Source organism: Mesorhizobium sp. C372A (assembly GCF_030323245.1).
Lineage (GTDB): Bacteria > Pseudomonadota > Alphaproteobacteria > Rhizobiales > Rhizobiaceae > Mesorhizobium.
On record NZ_CP100475.1, the window covers coordinates 6,183,198 to 6,199,361 of the forward strand.

General features: G+C 63.0%; 15 protein-coding genes. 8 read left to right on the forward strand and 7 right to left on the reverse strand.

What is annotated here, in order from left to right:
* The first annotated feature begins 39 nt into the window (after positions 1-39).
* The gene (locus NLY42_RS29840; RefSeq protein ID WP_023687008.1) at positions 40-603 is read left to right on the forward strand and encodes a DUF6931 family protein; all 564 of its coding nucleotides are present in this window, start codon (positions 40-42) and stop codon (positions 601-603) included.
* 58 nt (positions 604-661) lie between these two features.
* Here NLY42_RS29840 and NLY42_RS29845 read toward each other — a convergent pair whose 3' ends face one another.
* From NLY42_RS29845 to NLY42_RS29855, 3 genes are all read right to left on the reverse strand, one after another.
* Positions 662-1,906 carry a caspase family protein gene (locus NLY42_RS29845; protein ID WP_023695269.1) on the reverse strand — a complete coding sequence of 415 codons (1,245 nt, stop codon included), beginning with the start codon at positions 1,904-1,906 and terminating at the stop codon, positions 662-664.
* Between the two features lie 56 nt (positions 1,907-1,962).
* Positions 1,963-3,069, reverse strand: a complete 1,107-nt coding sequence (locus NLY42_RS29850; RefSeq protein ID WP_286488929.1) for an OmpA family protein — start codon at positions 3,067-3,069, stop codon at positions 1,963-1,965.
* 139 nt (positions 3,070-3,208) lie between these two features.
* Complete coding sequence (locus NLY42_RS29855; RefSeq protein WP_023754011.1) at positions 3,209-3,850, reverse strand: ThuA domain-containing protein; 642 nt, start codon at positions 3,848-3,850, stop codon at positions 3,209-3,211.
* 258 nt (positions 3,851-4,108) lie between these two features.
* On the opposite strand from NLY42_RS29855, the gene NLY42_RS29860 reads away from it, so the two are divergent.
* Positions 4,109-4,753, forward strand: a complete 645-nt coding sequence (locus NLY42_RS29860; protein WP_023754010.1) for a YjbE family putative metal transport protein — start codon at positions 4,109-4,111, stop codon at positions 4,751-4,753.
* Here NLY42_RS29860 and NLY42_RS29865 read toward each other — a convergent pair.
* Complete coding sequence (locus tag NLY42_RS29865; RefSeq protein WP_023754009.1) at positions 4,750-6,153, reverse strand: FAD-binding oxidoreductase; 1,404 nt, start codon at positions 6,151-6,153, stop codon at positions 4,750-4,752. The two genes, NLY42_RS29860 and NLY42_RS29865, sit on opposite strands and share 4 nt — an antisense overlap.
* Positions 6,154-6,380: 227 nt before the next feature.
* Here NLY42_RS29865 and NLY42_RS29870 point away from each other — a divergent pair, with 227 nt between their 5' ends.
* On the forward strand, positions 6,381-7,466 hold the full coding sequence (locus tag NLY42_RS29870; RefSeq protein ID WP_031244422.1) for a LacI family DNA-binding transcriptional regulator: 1,086 nt from the start codon (positions 6,381-6,383) through the stop codon (positions 7,464-7,466).
* Here NLY42_RS29870 and NLY42_RS29875 read toward each other — a convergent pair.
* From NLY42_RS29875 to NLY42_RS29885, 3 genes are all read right to left on the reverse strand, one after another.
* Entirely contained in the window at positions 7,454-8,434 is a 981-nt protein-coding gene (locus NLY42_RS29875) for an alpha/beta hydrolase (RefSeq protein ID WP_023754007.1), read from the reverse strand. The two genes, NLY42_RS29870 and NLY42_RS29875, sit on opposite strands and share 13 nt — an antisense overlap.
* A gap of 14 nt (positions 8,435-8,448) precedes the next feature.
* Positions 8,449-9,597 carry a Gfo/Idh/MocA family protein gene (locus NLY42_RS29880; RefSeq protein WP_023754006.1) on the reverse strand — a complete coding sequence of 383 codons (1,149 nt, stop codon included), beginning with the start codon at positions 9,595-9,597 and terminating at the stop codon, positions 8,449-8,451.
* A 255-nt stretch (positions 9,598-9,852) separates the two neighbouring features.
* Positions 9,853-10,614 carry a DeoR/GlpR family DNA-binding transcription regulator gene (locus NLY42_RS29885; protein WP_023682641.1) on the reverse strand — a complete coding sequence of 254 codons (762 nt, stop codon included), beginning with the start codon at positions 10,612-10,614 and terminating at the stop codon, positions 9,853-9,855.
* A gap of 158 nt (positions 10,615-10,772) precedes the next feature.
* Here NLY42_RS29885 and NLY42_RS29890 point away from each other — a divergent pair, with 158 nt between their 5' ends.
* The 5 genes from NLY42_RS29890 (at position 10,773) to NLY42_RS29910 (ending at position 16,161) form a co-directional block, all read left to right on the forward strand.
* Positions 10,773-11,573 (forward strand): beta/alpha barrel domain-containing protein, encoded by an 801-nt coding sequence (locus NLY42_RS29890; protein WP_023667906.1) that lies wholly within the window; start codon positions 10,773-10,775, stop codon positions 11,571-11,573.
* 3 nt (positions 11,574-11,576) lie between these two features.
* Positions 11,577-12,527: a PfkB family carbohydrate kinase gene (locus NLY42_RS29895; RefSeq protein ID WP_023754004.1), complete on the forward strand. Its 951-nt coding sequence runs from the start codon at positions 11,577-11,579 to the stop codon at positions 12,525-12,527.
* Between the two features lie 89 nt (positions 12,528-12,616).
* On the forward strand, positions 12,617-13,762 hold the full coding sequence (locus tag NLY42_RS29900; protein ID WP_023686996.1) for an ABC transporter ATP-binding protein: 1,146 nt from the start codon (positions 12,617-12,619) through the stop codon (positions 13,760-13,762).
* A 115-nt stretch (positions 13,763-13,877) separates the two neighbouring features.
* Complete coding sequence (locus tag NLY42_RS29905) at positions 13,878-15,125, forward strand: ABC transporter substrate-binding protein (RefSeq protein WP_023754003.1); 1,248 nt, start codon at positions 13,878-13,880, stop codon at positions 15,123-15,125.
* Positions 15,126-15,264: 139 nt separating this feature from the next.
* On the forward strand, positions 15,265-16,161 hold the full coding sequence (locus NLY42_RS29910; RefSeq protein WP_023754002.1) for a carbohydrate ABC transporter permease: 897 nt from the start codon (positions 15,265-15,267) through the stop codon (positions 16,159-16,161).
* Positions 16,162-16,164 lie beyond the last annotated feature (3 nt).

The following is a 16,164-nucleotide window of genomic DNA, read 5'->3' on the forward strand; positions in this document are numbered from 1 at the left end:
GGCGGGTTGAGTGAGGGCTGGGGGAGGATAACAGCAGCGATGGTCAACGGGCTTCGATTCCAGACCGCACGCGATCTCTTCGCCGCGAACACGGCTGTCGCCCGGGACATGACGGCCGTTCCGACCGACCAACCCTCGCTCGAGTTCTGCCGCCGGCTGATGGCCGGGCGCATCCCCGAGGAAGCGATTACCTTTTGCGCCTATCTCCTGCCTGACCGGGCCGCAATCTGGTGGGGCCATGAGTGCCTGGGGCATCTGACCGAGCTGCTCGAAGAGCAGGACCTCGCAACGCTGACACTGATCCAGGAGTGGGTCGGCGACCCCAACAATGCAACCCGCCGGGAGGCTGTCGCCGGGGCGGCGATGACGCAGCAGCACACGCCTGCCGGCTGGATCGCGCTAGCGGCGCAACGGCACATCAATGGCCTGACGCCGCAGACCAACGGGTCGAGGCTGCGGCCGCTGCCGGCTGCGCATGCCGTCAATGCCGGCATACTGGCCGGACTGGCGCGGGTTGCGGTGGCGGACCGTTTCTCCGTGCTCACCGCCTTTGTCGAGATGGGCATCCATCTGGCCGAAACCGAGGCGCTGCGCCGAGCCTGATTGCTCTGGATCGTGATGAGATTTCATTGAAATCTGATCCAACCCATTGTTGGCGGTCTCATTTGCAGCCGTTTTGCGCCCATTTGCCGAGTGCCACCTTGAAGCGCGTGCCCAGCGGGTGTTGCAGGCGCAACACCGAGGCATCATTGGTGACGTAGGTCTTGGCCTGGTCGCACAGCCGCTCCTCGGTCCATTGATGACAGTTGCTGCACTGGTTGTCCCAGACGGACTTTTCCAGGCCCTCGACCGGACTGAAGTGCGGCTTGCCCTGGATGAGTTGGGCGATGCTCTTGCCGTCGATCGCCGGGTCGCCGAAATTGACCGGAACATCGAAAAGGATTGGCGCGTCCGAGCCCAGCTTCGGAATTTCCTCACGCAGCTGTTCCAGCGCCTGCTCGCCGGCGTCCGTACCCGGCGGATTGGCGGCCGCGCCGGTGCGCGCCTGCGTATCGCCTTCGGGCGCAGCCGGGCCGGAATCGCCGACGATCAGCGGCGCCTTGAGATCGACCTTGTGAAGCACGACATCGGTGGTCAGCGAAACGTTGATCCAGGGCCGCTGGCGTCCGGCTGTGGCCTTGAACACATCCGACGTAACCCGGTTCATCGCTTCGGTGATCGAGACGTTGACCTCGCCGATATGGGCAAGCAGCGCCGCCGAAAATGGCGAGTGCTCGCCCGGTCCGTCATAGGCGAGCTGGTTGGGACTGGCAGCGAAGGCGACCAGCGTGCCGGCGCCGCCATTCTCGATCGGTATTTCGGCAAGGCCGCTGCTTGCCGTGCTGTCGCCGCCAGTCTCCTTGGCAAGCACATCGGCGAGCGGGTTGTCGCGGCAGGCGTCGAGGAACACCAGCCTGATGCTGGTCTCGCGCGACATCTGCCGCAGGATGAAGTCCACCTGCACGGCTTCGAAGTCGAGCGAGGTCTCGTCCTCCAGCGCCGCATCGACAGGCAGCAGGTAATTCCTGCCCGAGACCTGCAGGCCATGACCGGCATAGAAGAACAGCGCGATATCGGCGCCACGCACCTGCCGCGCGAATTGCGCGATCTTTTCCTGCGTCTGCGCCTTGGTGAGATCGAGGCCGGAGACGATTTCGAAGCCCAGCCCCTTCAGGCGATCGGACATTGCCTGCGCATCGTTCACCGGATTGGGCAGCACCGGCGCGTTCCGGTAATGGGAATTGCCGAGCACCAGGGCGATGCGGCGTTCGGCACTGGCCGCGGTCATGGTAATGGTCATGGTCAACGCAAGCGCCAGCACGGCGAGGCCGATGCCGCGCATGAAGTTGCCGCAACTTGCAATCATGTCCAAACGCACCGGATTCCTTTTCGGTTGACGGGCCTTCTCAGTTAAGGACCGGCTCAGTTGGAGAGCGGCGTGGCGGAGAACTCGATCCGCCGGTTCAGCGCCTTGTTCTTCGGCGTATCGTTCGGCGCCACCGGCTTTTCCTCGCCATAGCCGGAAGCCGTGATCTGCGCCGATGGAATGCCCGCAGCGATGATCGCGTCGGCGACCGCCTTGGCGCGCCGTTCCGACAGGTTCTTGTTGGCCGTCGGCGAGCCGTCGGAATCGGTATGGCCCGAAACCTCGACCTTCAGTTTCGGACATTTGCCGACGACGCCGACCACCTCGGCCAGCAGCAGGCGGCTCTTTTCATCGAGCCGAGCGCTGGCTGGGCGAAAATAGACGGCGCCGGTGCGCGACAGCACCTCGAACCTGTTCAGGCATTCATCGTCGCTGAAGGACGTCTTGCCTGCATCTGTGGCGACCGGCCCGGCATCGGCTGGGGCTGCGGCCGCGACGGCAGGCGTGGCCGCAGGCTTGGCGCCATCAGCGGCGAAGACGAAGTCGAACGACACCGAAGCCGTCGGGACGATGCTGCTGACATTGGCCGCCTGCTGGAGTTTTTCGATGTTGGGCAACAGGCCGAAATCCTCGACATGCACGGCGACCGGCGCCTCCGAGGCGATCGACACCATGCTGTCGGTGATCATAGTGACCACGACATTGGCCTCAAGGTCCTTGTCGACGCCGTGCAGGCTCAGGCGAAACGGGATATGCGCGCTCATGCGCCGTTTGGTGGCGAGATCGGCAAAAGCGGCGGGATCGACTTTCGCCGTCACTTCCGCCGTCGGGAATTTGAAGGTTTCGAAGAACAGGAAGCGCATGCGGACATTGCGAAGGTCGATACCGGTGTCGACCGAGTTGAGGTCGAACGTGACCTTGGCGGCGCCATCCGATGTCAGCGTGCCCGAGAGGTTCCTGATCTTGTTGGTTTCGACAATGGTGTTCTTCTTCACCGATTGATAGGTGAGTGTCGAATTCGCCGGATCGAGCGTCCAGTTCAGCTGCGCGTTGGCCGCCTGCGGCGCAAGCAGCAACAGACCGAACACCACGACCACCAGAGCGGGCGGACGCCAGCGCTGCGACGACTTTCCATGCCTTACTAATCCGACGACCCCGAACATGCATGTCCCCCGTGACAACACATTTCAGTTGCGATGACGGCGGTCGAACGCCGTGACCTCAGCCAGCATAGAGCGTTAGCCGCGGCTTAGCGAGTAGCGGAGGCGTGATATCGCCGTTGCTTGCTCGGACAGGCCCCGGTTACCGGCTGGCCCACAACGCCCCGCGCTCGAAGATGGTGCGCATTTGCGGCACGGAAAACTCATCCGCCGTGTGGCCGAGCGCGCTGAAGAAGACGCGGCCCTTGCCGTAGCGGCGCTTCCAGACCACGGGCATGACGACGCCGTCGATGAAGTCGAGATGCTCACCGCTGAACGTCGTCGTCGCCAGCACCTCGTTGCTCGGGTCGACATGCATGTAATACTGCTCGGAATGGTAGGCGAAACCCTCGATACCCCTGACGATCGGATCGTCGCTGATGATGTCGACACGGTAGTCGATGATGTCGCCGGGGTGCGCGACCCATTGGCCGCCGGTCATGAACTGATAGTTCGGCTCGTTGCGAAAACTGTCGCCCATTGTGCCGTGGAAGCCGGCAAGGCCGGTTCCGCCGCTGACGGCGGCGGTGAGGTTTTGCAGCTCCGGTTTCTCGATCGTCGACATGGTGATCACCGGCACGATCAGATCGATGACCGGGAGCTGCGGATCGGCGAGCGCGGATGTGCCCTCTTCTGTCCGCACCTCGAAGCCATGCCCGGTCAATATCTCGCTGACGACAGCGGCGCTGCGGGCCGGCGTGTGACCCTCCCATCCGCCCCAGAAAATCAGTGCCGTCTTGCTCATGCTCGTCTCTCCTTTGGTCGGCAATATTGATAGGCAAGCGGAACGCTTTTGTCTTCCCTTCCATGATGGGCATTCTGGGACGGGCATTTCTGGTCGGAAATCACGACCCGGCGATGAATTCCGTGGATGAGGACCGATTGGCCGCGCTGGCGTCTTGTTTCAATGCCGGGCTGCACTCAAATCGGCTGTCTTCGCGTTTGCGCAGACATCGGTCCGATGCGCCCGCAACCAGCCGGAGCCTTCCGGGGAGACCGCTCTATGAGTTTCGACCAGACGACTGTCGCCGCCTATCTGGAAGTCATCACCATCAACCTTGTGCTGTCTGGCGACAATGTCGTGGTGATCGGCATGGCGGCCGCAGGCCTCGCCAAGGCGTTGCGGCAGAAGGCGATCATCGCCGGCATTGCCGCGGCGGCGGTGATCCGCATCGTCTTTGCGGTGATCGCGGTGCAGCTGCTGGAAATTCCTGGGATCATGCTGGTCGGCGGCATGCTTTTGTTCTGGGTGTGCTGGAACATGTTCCAGGAGTTGCGCTCGGCCGGCGACGGCGAGGACGTCGACACTGAAGCCGCAGCACTTGCGACGGCGCGGCCGGCCAAGGCGCTGCGCACCGCGATCCTGCAGATCGTCGTCGCCGATGTCTCGATGTCGCTGGACAATGTGCTGGCCGTGGCGGGCGCCGCCGCCCACGACATGAATGCGCTGGTGTTCGGTCTCATCCTGTCGGTGGTTCTGATGGCGGTCGCCTCGACGCTGGTGGCGGCGCTGCTTGCCAGGTATCGCTGGATCGGCTGGCTCGGTCTGGCGATCATCGTCTATGTCGCGGGAAATATGACTCTGGACGGCATCGAGCAGATGAGAACGGTCGACTTCCACGCGCTGCTCTCGCCAGCTGCAAGTTAGATCCCTCCTGGCGATCGAACGATATCGAAAATCCGCCCGGGATTGAGGATGTTGTGCGGATCGAACGCCGCCTTCAGCCGGCGCATGGCCGATATCTCGGCGTCGCTGCGCACGAGGTTCAGCCATTTCTTCTTGTCGAGGCCGATGCCGTGCTCGGCCGAGACGGCGCCACCGCATGCCGCCACGCCGCGATAGATAATCTCATAGGCGGCCGCCGGTTCCGTGGTGTCGACCTGATAGTGCAGATTGCCGTCGCCGAGATGGCCGAAGACGTAGATCTCGGCGCTGCTGTCGACGGCGTGGATCGCGGCTTCGGCGTTGCGCAGGAAATCCGCCATGGCCGCCAACGGGATGCTGATGTCGACGCCGATCATGCCCTCGATCGCAAACAGGAAGCGGTTGGCCTCTTCGCGCACATCCCATAGCGCACGGAATTCGCGCGGCGACTGCGAGACGACCACGTCGGCGACGATGCCGTCCTCGACCGCCTGCATCAGCACCGAAGCGAAACGCTCGCCGTCCAGCTCGGCCTGGTTGCCCTGGATCTCGGCCAAAACATAAACCGGCGCGCCGGCAGGCAGCGGCGCCGGCGCGGCCATGCCGGCAATCATGGCGCCGTAGAGCGGCGAGAAGTTTACCTCATAGGCCGAAAGCAAGGGCCCGAGCCGCTGCTTGAGCAGGTCGAGCAGCGCAATGGCCGCCTCCAGCGAGCCAAGGGCGCAAAAGGCGGCAACCTCGGTGGCGGGCTTGGGATGCAGCCGCAGGCAGGCGCGAGTAACCACGCCCAGCGTGCCTTCGCTGCCAATGAAAAGCTGGTTGAGATCGTATCCCGAATTGTCCTTGGCCAGGCCACGCAACGAAGTCAGGATCGAGCCGTCGGCAAGCACGGCCTCCAGCCCCAGCACCTGGTCGCGGTACATGCCGTAGCGCAGCACGCGAATGCCGCCGGCATTCGTGGCGATGTTGCCGCCGACCGTCGCCGTGCCGCGCGCGCCGATATCGACGCCGAACATCAGGCCGGCTGCATCGGCCGCTTCCTGCACCATTTGCAGCGGCGCGCCGGCCTCTGCGATGATGGTTGCCGCGGCGCGGTCGGGCGCTCCGACCGCGGTCATGTGCTCCAGCGACAGCACCGCTTCGCCCGGCTGCACGCGCGCGCCGCCTGCCAGCCCGGTGCGGCCACCATGGACGACCAGCTTCTGGCCGATACCACTGCATAGGCGCAGGATTTCGGCGACGTCGGCGGCGTTGCGCGGACGCAAGACCAGTTCGGGCTGGCCGCCGCCCTTGCCGGAGAGGTCGTCGCTGTAGCGCGGATCGATAGCATCGCCGATCACAACCGCGGCGGCATCGAGCCGACGATAAAGCTGGGAAAGAAGCCGATCGATCTGTTGTGTCATGGTGCCTGGACTGTTTCAGCGCTCTTTGTGACCGAGACTTTGATGCGCGACAATTTTCGCGTCAATTGAACAAATTTACGCACGGTATAATCTGTCATTGCGCGTTGAACCCACTGACGTTTCCTGTAAATTTCGTCTGCCGTTGCGTGGCGGACGCGCCGGCTGCAGGACCCTGGGCAGCGTCAAGGGATGACCGAGGTTCTGGCGCGTGCCAGACGAGGGATTGAATGCCGATGACGCACAAGACGATGGAGGATTTCGCCCGCTCCTGCGGCGTCTCCAGGCCGACGCTGTCGAAATATTTCGACGATCCGACCAGCGTCAAGCCGGCAACGCGCAAGCGCATCGAAGAGGCGTTGCGCTCATCCGACTACCAGCCCAATCTGTTTGCCCGCAACCTCAACCGCAAGCGCACCCGCGCCATCGGCATTGTCGTACCGACGGTCACCGACCCCTTCTATTCCGAAATGGTCAGCCGCATCGAACTTCGGCTGCGCGACGAGGGCTACTGGCCGATCGTCATCTCCTCGCATGGCTCGACCGAGCTCGAAATGGAGGCGACACGTACCATCCTGTCGCTGAAAGTTTCGGGCGCGCTGATCGCGCCGCTCGGCTTGCGCTCGGACCGGCGCACGCTGGAGAAGCTGACTCAGACAATGCCGGTCGTCTATTTCGATACCTATCTCGAAGGCGGCACGCCCTTTGTCGGCAACAACAATGCCCAGAGTGTCTCGACCATCGTCGACTATCTCTGCCGCTCCGGCGACGCCCCGATCTATTTCGACATCCCGCATGTCAATCACAATTCGCCGGAGCGCCTGAACAGTTACGTCGCCGCGATGCGTCAGCTTGGCCAGGAGCCGGTGGTTATCGGCGACACCCGAGACTACACATGGGATTTCGAGCGCATCGGCTACGAGCAGATGGAACAGATGCTCGGGGCCAGCGGCCTGCCGGGCAAGACCAGAGGCCTGCCCGGCAAGACCGGGGGTCTGCCCGGCAAGACCGGGGGTCTGCCCGGCAAGACCATACTGTGTGCGAATGACCGCCTGGCCTTCGGCGTGATGGCGGCAGCCTTCGCGAAAGGGCTGAAGATCGGCCGCAAGGCCGATTGCGACCTGCGTATCGCCGCCCATGACGACCATCCGCTGAGCCGCTACACCTGCCCCGCACTGACCACCATCGCGCAGGATTTTGCCGCCATGGCGGGGCGCAGCGTCGAGACACTGCTCGCTTTGCTCAACGAGGATAGGGCAAACGTCGCGCCGAAGGTCAGCCTCGACGCCGCCCTGGTGATGCGTCAGTCCGCTTGAGCCTTTCCAAAGGCAGGATCGAAGCTTCGCCACGCGGCAATGGCGGCGGCAACCGCCTGTCTCGCTGCCGGGCCGTGACGGCCCATCGAGACGAAGCCGTGGATCTGACCGGGCCAGTGTTCCAGCACGACCGGCACGCCGGCCTGCTGCAGACGCCTGGCATAGGCCTCGCCTTCGTCGGCGAGGATGTCGTGACCGGCGATGGCGATGAAGGTGGGCGGCGCACCGGCGAGGCTTTCCGCCTTCAGCGGTGAGGTACGCCAGTCGCCGATGTCGGCGGCATTGCGGATATAATGGTCGCGGAACCAGGCCATGGTCGAGGCGGTCAGGCCAAAGCCTATGGCGAAGCGGCGATAGCTGTCCGTCGTCTGCCCGGCATCGGTGTTGGGATAAAACAGCAGCTGCGCTGCCGGCGGATTTTTGTCCCCCCGCGTGAGCAGGCCGAGCACCGTAGCGAGATTGCCGCCGGCGCTGTCGCCGGCAACCGCAATGCGGGCAGCCTCGATGCCGAGCTCGTCCGCGGCGCTTTGCATGTAACCAAGTGCCGCTCGGCAATCCTCTATTGCCGCCGGGAACTTGTGTTCCGGCGCCAGCCGGTAGTCGACGGAAACGACGACAGCGACTGCCTCGTTGGCGAACCAGCGGCAGATCTCGTCATGCGAGTCGAGATTGCCGATCACCCAGCCGCCGCCATGGAGATAGAGCAGCGCCGGAGCGCCTGCCGAAGGCGCGCCCTGCCCGCGATAGATCCTGAGCCTCAGCGGACCGCCGGGTCCTGCAATGATGCGCTCGCTGATCGACGCGACCAGCTCGCGCTCGCCTTGCAGGGTCGGGAAGCCTTCATTGTAGGCACGGCGCGCCTGCTCAGGCGTTCCCGTTTCGAACGGCGGCGCGCCGGCCTGGCTGCCGAGCTCGAGCACATGCCGGGCCTCCGGATCGAGTGTCGACGGGGACGGTGGCGATGTCACGGACGAATCTCCCGTCAGGCAAGCAGGGTTGCGGCTTCGTCTTCGCCAAGCAGCGGCGGCTGGTCGACCGTGCCGTTGACGGCAACCGAGCCACGGCTTTCGCCCGAAGCCAGGATCGCCTCCATGATCTCAAGCACATGCAGCGCCAGCTCACCGGAGGCGCGCGGCTTTCTGCCCGTGGCTAGCGCGCGCGCCAGATCGGCGACGCCGAGCATGCGGTAATTGGCGCGGTCGGGCGCCGCATAGGGCCAGTTGCGGGCGCCGTAGAGTTCGCTCTCGCTGGCGAAATCGGCCCAGTCGGCGCCACGTTCCGACAGCGAGACCGTGCCGCCGAACGTGTCGGGATCGGGCAGCCTGAGCGAGCCTTCGGTCCCGTGCAGTTCGATCGGATGGTTGGAGTGTTTGAACACATCCCATGAGGCGCCGAAGGTGACGGTGGCGCCCGAGCGGAATTCGAGCAGCGACATTATGTTGGTCGGCGTGCCGACCTTGAATGTCGTGTTCTTGAACGGCCCGTCGGCCGTGATCAGCCTCTCCTCCTGGCCGCGCGTCGCCATCGCCATGACGCGCTCGACCGGCCCGAGCAGATTGACCAGCACGGTCAGGTAATAGGGACCCATGTCGAACACCGGACCGCCGCCGGGCTGATAATAGAATTGCGGATTGGGATGCCAATGCTCCATGCCGCGCCCCATCATGAAAGCGGTGCCGGTCACCGGCTTGCCGATGGCGCCGGCATCCATCAGCCGGCGCGCGCGGCGGCCGGCTGCACCCAGGAATGTGTCCGGCGCCGAGCCGATCAGCAGGCCGCGCTTGGCCGCCTCGGCGACAAGCCGGCGGCCGTCGGCGGCAGAGGTTGCCAGCGGCTTTTCGGTGAAGACATGCTTGCCCGCCGAGAGCGCTGACAACGAAATGTCGAAATGCGCCGCCGGGATGGTCAGGTTCAGCACGAGGTCGATGTCGGGGTCGGCGAGCAGCGTGTCGACGCCAATCGCTCGGATGCCGTATTCGCTGGCGCGCAGCTCGGCCATGTCAGCGGAAATGTCGGCGCAGGCGCGTAGCTCGACACCACCGAAGAGAGCTGCATTGCGCAGATAGGTCATCGAGATGTTGCCGCAGCCGATGACACCGATGCCGAGCTTTGTCTCTGACTTTCCGTGCATTTCCAGCTTTCCTCCGAAGCCAAGGGCATGCTGCACGAACCGTTGCAGTTCCCACGCCCCCCCGCAATCCGCTATACAGGATTTTAAATGTTGACGCGCGTAAGATTTTTATAGAGCTTATGATAATTCTGGCGCGCATTGGGAGGCCGCCAGCGCGAGGAGGAGAACATGACCGGCATGAAAAACGGCCGACGGCCGCTGCGAAGCCCGTGGGTCATGCGCGTCTTCCGTCGCGCATCAGAGACCGGGACGGCTTCAGGCATAGATCACCTTGGCCCCGACCCTATCAAGCTCACCGCGTATTGGACCGGGCAGGCCATCGTCGGTGATCACCACATCGACGGCCGACAGCGAAAATGCCTTGGACGTCCCGCTGACGCCCCATTTGCTCGAATCGGCGAGCAAGACAACGCGCCGGGCCATGCGAACGAGGTTTCGCTTCGTCCGCGCCATGTCTTCGTTCACGTCGACCACATCCAGTGACGAGTCTATCGCATGCGCCCCAACAAAGACCTGGTGCGCTACCAGGCCGCCGAGAGCCGTATCGGCATCGGTGATCAGCGTGCTCACCGTGTCGGGATAGACCCGGCCGCCGATCATATGAACGTCGAGCCCGGGACGATGCATAAGATGCTGCACGATATTCATGGCCGTGGCCGCGACCACGACATTGCTGAGCGGCGGTAACTGCATGGCAAGCTGCATCAAGGTCGAGCCACCGTCGAAGATGACCGATTGGTTGTCCTCGAACAGGTCCAGCGCCGCCCGGGCGATGCGCTTCTTTGCGTCGAGGTTCGTTTGCATCCGGCGGGCGAACGCGGCCGTCGTCGAATCGGTAGTCCGGGTCACCGCTCCTCCACGGGTCTTGGTCAGCAGTCCCTTGCGGTCCAGTATTTCGAGGTCGGAGCGCACCGTTACCTCCGACACGCCAAACCCGTCCGACAGGTCCTTGATGCGAACCTGTCCGCTGCGTTGCACCTCGCCCAGGATCGATTGGCGTCTCTGCTCCGACAACATTGCCCGGCCCTTGCCTGCGCCGAGCAATCGCGCCGGCCTCGGCTCACCTTACCGGAAATATGCAGATTCGAAAGCTTTCGAAAGATTGTTTTTCCTTTTTCTTTCGGAAACACTGGATTGAGCTTTTTTAAATCAACCGATCAGGGAATTTTGGACTCATGAGCCTAGGAACCAAGGTGCGTCTCGCGCGCCTCTTCTCGCATCCATCGGGGAACCTTTTTGGCGGCGCGGTCGACCACTTCGTCGGCTATGGCGACGTGCGCAAAGGCGGCCTTGCCGACCTGCCGGGTGCGCTCGCACGCGTCATGGCGGGCAAACCCGACTACGTCAGCATCCAGCCTGGCACCGCGCGCCATCTGTGGCCGCAATATGCGGGCAAAGCTTCCCTGGTGATTCAGGCGGGCTGCTTCACTGCGGACGATCGCATCAGCGAGTTGATCGCGACGCCCGAGGATGCGGTGCGGGCGGGCGCCGATGCGTTGGCCGTGGCCATTCCGGTGCGCGGCGCGACGGAGGGCAAATACATACGCTGGCTGACCGATTCGGTGAATGCAGCAGCCCGCTACGGCATGCCCGTGGTGGCGCATATCTACCCTCGCGACTTCACCGATGGGGCAAAAATCGTCTTCACCCCCGACGAGATCGCCTACGCGGCGCGCATCGGCTACGAGTCCGGCGTCGACGTGATCAAGATCGGCTACACCGGGGATTTCGAGTCATTCAAAGAGACCGTCCGGACCTGCCCGGTGCCGGTTGTCATCGCGGGGGGGCCAAAGACCGATACGCTGCTCGGCGCGCTTCAGCAGACGGCGGACGCCATCCGTGCCGGCGCGCGCGGCGCCGTGGTAGGCCGCAATCTCTGGGGGCACGGCGATCCGGAGAAGGCAGCGCTTGCCTTTCGCGGCGTCATCCATGACGGCCTTTCGGCGCAAGACGCCTTGGCGAAGGCGGGCGCCTGAACGATGCCCACCATCCCCGCCACCCTCGGCTTCGGCGCTATTGCGATAGACGACATCGTCTACGTCGATCAGCCATTGTCGGCGGGCAAGGGTAAGGTTCTGCAAAGTACCCGCGCTTTCGGGGGAAATGTCGCGACGGCGCTTGCCGCCGTCGCGCGGCTCGGCGGAACCGCCGGTTTCGTCGGATGGCTGGCCAGTGCCGCGGACGACGCCGTTCTGCTCGATCTCGTGGCGAGCGGTATCGAAACCGCATTCGCGCCGCGCCATCCCGACGCGCGCCCGGTGCACTCGCGGATCACCGTCGGCTCGGATGGGGAACGGTTCATCGCGTATGACGACGATGCGATGCTGGGCACCGCTCCGGACTTTCCGGACGATATCCTCAGCCGCGCGACCGTCCTGATCGTCGATAGCTATGCGACCGGGTCGCTGGATGTCGTGGCTCGGGCTCGCGATCTCGGCCTTGCGATCCTGGGCGACATCGAATGGAGCAGCGGTCCCGCCACGGAACGGCTGATCGCGCTCTGCGACCATCTCATTCTTCCACTTAGCTTTGCACGGACTGCCACGGGGCGCCGATCGCCTGCCGAGATGCTCGATGCCTTGTGGTTGCCATCGCGATCCGCCGTGGTTCTGACCGATGGAGGCAGGGGTGTGTACTATCGCGGCCGTGAAGAGACAGGTCTCTGGCACCTGCCCCCGCACCGGGTTGCGGTCGTCGACTCCACGGGCGCGGGTGACTGCTTTCATGGCGCCTATGCCCATGCGTTGACGCGCGGAGCCGACACCGCGGGCCGGATCGCATTCGCGGCCGCGGCGGCGGCCGTTTCGATAACGGGGCGTGGCGGGCGCGAGGCGCTTCCGACCGAGGACCAGGTCACGCAACTCCTGGCATCGGCGAACGCGCCGTCAGCAGTCGACCTGAAAAATGCGCATGTGGATGCTGGAGTATGACCTGAAACGATCCGACGAAACATTTCGCAGGCGAACACAAGCCCAGGAGAATCATAAAAATCAGGGCTTATACTTGTGGAGGCAGGAATATGGCAGAAGTCATTCTTGAGAAGATCTGCAAAACCTACGGGAACAGTTTTCGCGCAATCGACCAGTTGAACCTGTCGGTCAAGGACGGCGAGTTCTTGATCCTCGTCGGGCCTTCCGGCTGCGGCAAATCCACGGCGTTGCGAATGATCGCGGGGTTGGAAGACATCACCAGCGGCAGCCTTCGGATCGGCGGGGTCGACGTCGTCGACATGCCGCCCAAGGACCGCGACATCGCGATGGTGTTCCAGAGCTACGCGCTCTACCCGCATATGACGGTATCCGAAAACATCGCCTTTTCGATGCGGCTGGCAGGCAAGCCGAAGGCCGAGCGCAAGAAGCGCGTGGACGAGATCGCCAAAACTCTTCAGCTGACGTCTTTGCTGGACAGCAAACCCGCGAACCTGTCAGGCGGGCAGCGTCAACGGGTTGCCATGGGCCGCGCCATGGTGCGCGAGCCGGCCGCCTTTCTCATGGACGAGCCGCTTTCCAATCTGGATGCGAAACTGCGTGTGCAAATGCGCGCCGAAATCACCAGCCTGCAAAAGCAGCTCGGCGTCACGACCATTTACGTGACCCACGATCAGATCGAAGCGATGACGATGGGCGACAGAGTCGCGGTGTTGAAAGGCGGTGTGCTGCAGCAGGTCGACACACCCAAGAGGCTCTATGAATCGCCGGTTAACGCCTTCGTTGCCGGCTTCATCGGCTCTCCTTCGATGAACCTTTTCGAGGCGACCCTGAAGGGCGGCGAGCTCGCTTTTCGCGACTTCGCCGTCCGGCTGCAGGATGCAGCCTTCGTGCGCAGGCCGGCCTTGAGGTCGTATGCGGGGCGCAAGGTCGTGTTCGGGATCAGACCGGAGGATCTTTATGACAGCAGCCTTGAATCCGGTCGCAAGTATCAGACGATACCGGCCAGGGTGACCTCGATCGAGGAACTCGGCTCCGAACAGATCGTCCACATGAACATCGACGCGGTCCGGGTGGACTCCGGCGATCCGGATGCGGTGGACGATTTCGGCCTGGCGTCGAACGCGGTGGCGAGGTTCGAGCCGATCAGCGCCGTCCGCTCCGGCTCGGAAATCCGGTTGGCCGTGGATGATGCCAAGTTCCATTTCTTCGATCCCGAAACGCATCTGGCGATCTGAAGATCTGCGGAAGACCGCGGGCGGGAGCGAGGTGCCTGCGGAAGATACAAGAAGGCTTCTGAATGAACAGACGATCGTCCGCATTGTGCGGCCGACCTTGAAGAAGGAGGAGAAAATGATGTTTCGGATACGACCCGCGATGCTGAAAATAGCCGCGGCCGCATGGTTGCTTGGTGCAACCGGCGCCATGGCGGACACGACGCTGGAATTCACCCAATGGTGGGAGCCCGAATTGCCGGCGGGATCGCTCAGGGCAATCATGAACGACTTCGAGGCTGCAAACCCCGGCATCAAGGTGACGCTGGTCAGCGGTCCCTATGCGACTACGCGAGACCAGATCTCGGTCGGCGCCGCAACCGGAACGCTCAGCGACGTCGTCGGTCTCGACGGCGCCTGGGTGAACATTCTGAACGCGCAGGGTGCGCTGGCCGACATGAACCCGATGATGGATGCGAGCGGGTTTGACAAGACCCAGGTCGCGGATATCATCAAGGTGGACGGCAAGGCGGTGATGTTTCCCGTGGCTTCGTTCGTCTATCCGGTCTTCGTCAATCTGGACCTCGCCGCCCAGGCAGGCGTCACCAAGCTGCCGTCGACCCGCGCGGAGTTTCTCGAAGCCGCCAAGAAGATGACCCATGCCGACAAGAACCAGTATGGCTGGGTGCTGCCCCTGTCGCTGCAAACGCCGTCCGGTGTCCAGAACGACCTGATGTCGTGGGTCTGGGCCTCGGGTCAATCGATGATGGTTGAAGGCAAGCCGGCTCTCGAGGGCAAGCCGGTCGTCGATATGCTCACTTTCGTCAAATCGCTGAACGACGCCGGCGTCATCTCGCCCGGCATTGCCACCAAGACCGAGCAGGAAAAGGTCGAGGAATTCGTCAACGATCGGGTCGGAATGATGATCGACTCGCTCGCGCATGTGAATCTCATCCGCAAACGCAATCCCAAGCTGAACTTCGACCTCATCCCGGTCCCGGTCGTGGCGGACTACAACGGCAAGCGCGGCCTTCCCTATGCCTCCTGGGGCATCGGCATCTCCGCCGCCTCGAAACATCAGGATGAAGCCTGGAAGCTCGTCCAATATCTGATGAGTGAAAAGGTGAATGCCAAGCTCGTGTCGCTTGCAAACGCCTTCCCGGGCAACGTCAACGCCAAGCCCGATTTCGTGACCTCGGACAAGGCTTTCGCCAAGGCTTTCGAAATCTTCAAGACCGGCTATCTCGCCAACGAGTTCACGGGGCTGCCGGTGGCCGAAGACCTGATGACTAAGTTCGATGTGGAAGCCCAGAAGATGCTCGCCGGCGAGCAGTCTCCGGAACAAGCCGCAGCCAACGCTCAAAAGGGCTGGGTGGAGAAATTCTGAGCTGCCTGTTCCCGTTTGCTATCTTCCGCCGGGTGGCCCGGCCTCGGCCAGGCCACCCGTCAACAACGGATCGGCAATTTGAGATGGACCTGTTTGCGAAGCGCACCTTCCTCTTGAAGGCATACCCCAGGGGTGGCACATGACCGGGCAGAAGCGCTCCCACGATCGACTGAAACGAGCGGTCGCACCCTATCTCTATCTGTCACCCTCGCTCCTCATGATCGGCCTTCTGATGCTGCTGCCGATGGTGACGGTGATTGGATATTCGTTCCAGAACAGCGCGGTGCTGCGTCGCGACCCGTCCTTTGCCGGATTGAAACACTACCAGGCGATCTTTGCCGATCCGGTGTTCTGGGCCTCGCTGTGGCACACGCTCTACTTCACCTGCATGAGTGTCGTCTTCCATATGACCATCGGCATGCTCTTCGCACTCATGCTGAACAGCGACCGCATCAATCCGACGCTGCGCAACATCCTGCGCGTGCTGTACATACTGCCCTGGCTGTTCACCGCGGTGATTATCGCGGTGATCTGGCGCCTTCTGCTTGAGCCGAATGGTGTCGTGAACAGTGTTCTCATGCAGATCGGCATCATCGGTTCCAAGGTCGAGTGGTTTTCCTCGCCCGCGACCGCGCTGCACGCCGTCACCTTCGCCAATATCTGGGCGGGCTACCCGCTTTTCATGGTCAGCCTGCTCGCAGGCTTGCAGGGCATTCCCAAGGATTTCTACGAGGCCGCCGATATCGACGGCGCGAAGGCCTACCAGAAGCTGATCTTCATCACCATTCCGCAGCTGATGCCGATCATCATCAGCATCTCGCTGCTCGACTTCATCTGGACCATGCAGGTCTTTCCATTGATCTGGATAACGACGGGTGGCGGTCCGATCTACTCGACCGAGGTCCTCAGCACCTACACGTACAAGCTGGCGTTTTCGAGCTACAACCTGTCGCAGGCCTCGGCGAGCGCCGTGGTCATCCTGCTGATCTCTCTCGGCCTGACGCTGTTCTACATCCGCTATCAAAAGGCTCGGTAGTCA

Excerpts from the sequence above, each read along its gene's own strand:
- NLY42_RS29840 (WP_023687008.1), top strand. The coding sequence starts at position 40 with ATGGTCAACGGGCTTCGATTCCAGACCGCACGCGATCTCTTCGCCGCG.
- NLY42_RS29845 (WP_023695269.1), bottom strand. The coding sequence starts at position 1,906 with ATGATTGCAAGTTGCGGCAACTTCATGCGCGGCATCGGCCTCGCCGTG.
- NLY42_RS29850 (WP_286488929.1), bottom strand. The coding sequence starts at position 3,069 with ATGTTCGGGGTCGTCGGATTAGTAAGGCATGGAAAGTCGTCGCAGCGC.
- NLY42_RS29855 (WP_023754011.1), bottom strand. The coding sequence starts at position 3,850 with ATGAGCAAGACGGCACTGATTTTCTGGGGCGGATGGGAGGGTCACACG.
- NLY42_RS29860 (WP_023754010.1), top strand. The coding sequence starts at position 4,109 with ATGAGTTTCGACCAGACGACTGTCGCCGCCTATCTGGAAGTCATCACC.
- NLY42_RS29865 (WP_023754009.1), bottom strand. The coding sequence starts at position 6,153 with ATGACACAACAGATCGATCGGCTTCTTTCCCAGCTTTATCGTCGGCTC.
- NLY42_RS29870 (WP_031244422.1), top strand. The coding sequence starts at position 6,381 with ATGCCGATGACGCACAAGACGATGGAGGATTTCGCCCGCTCCTGCGGC.
- NLY42_RS29880 (WP_023754006.1), bottom strand. The coding sequence starts at position 9,597 with ATGCACGGAAAGTCAGAGACAAAGCTCGGCATCGGTGTCATCGGCTGC.
- NLY42_RS29885 (WP_023682641.1), bottom strand. The coding sequence starts at position 10,614 with ATGTTGTCGGAGCAGAGACGCCAATCGATCCTGGGCGAGGTGCAACGC.
- NLY42_RS29890 (WP_023667906.1), top strand. The coding sequence starts at position 10,773 with ATGAGCCTAGGAACCAAGGTGCGTCTCGCGCGCCTCTTCTCGCATCCA.
- NLY42_RS29895 (WP_023754004.1), top strand. The coding sequence starts at position 11,577 with ATGCCCACCATCCCCGCCACCCTCGGCTTCGGCGCTATTGCGATAGAC.
- NLY42_RS29900 (WP_023686996.1), top strand. The coding sequence starts at position 12,617 with ATGGCAGAAGTCATTCTTGAGAAGATCTGCAAAACCTACGGGAACAGT.
- NLY42_RS29905 (WP_023754003.1), top strand. The coding sequence starts at position 13,878 with ATGATGTTTCGGATACGACCCGCGATGCTGAAAATAGCCGCGGCCGCA.
- NLY42_RS29910 (WP_023754002.1), top strand. The coding sequence starts at position 15,265 with ATGACCGGGCAGAAGCGCTCCCACGATCGACTGAAACGAGCGGTCGCA.